The sequence below is a fragment of the Flavobacterium macrobrachii genome, from assembly GCF_014486675.1.
Classification (GTDB): domain Bacteria; phylum Bacteroidota; class Bacteroidia; order Flavobacteriales; family Flavobacteriaceae; genus Flavobacterium; species Flavobacterium macrobrachii.
The window spans coordinates 1-247 of record NZ_JACTAC010000222.1 but is presented as its reverse complement, the minus strand read 5'-3'; the positions used below and the strand labels follow the sequence as shown (position 1 = coordinate 247).

Here is a 247-nt window from a genome sequence, read left to right as displayed (position 1 = left end):
ATTAAAGGTATAAGTGTTTGCAGCATTGAATCCTGTGATTTGAAAACTTCCTGTGGCTGTCGTACATGTTGGCTGTGTTACCGAACCAACTGTTGGCGCACTTGGCGTACTTGGTTGAGTATTTACTACAATGTTAGCTGATGATGGTGAGGTACAACCAGATGCATTGGTAACTGTAAAAGTATAAGTGTTCGCATTGGCCGTTACCAATCCTGTTGCTGAAATACTTACAACTCCTGGGTTAAAG

General features: G+C 41.7%; 1 protein-coding gene. It reads right to left on the bottom strand.

All coding sequences use genetic code 11. The features are described from left to right. A partial coding sequence (locus IAI56_RS16045) for a hypothetical protein (protein ID WP_187658804.1) occupies window positions 1-247 on the bottom strand: 247 nt, incomplete at both ends.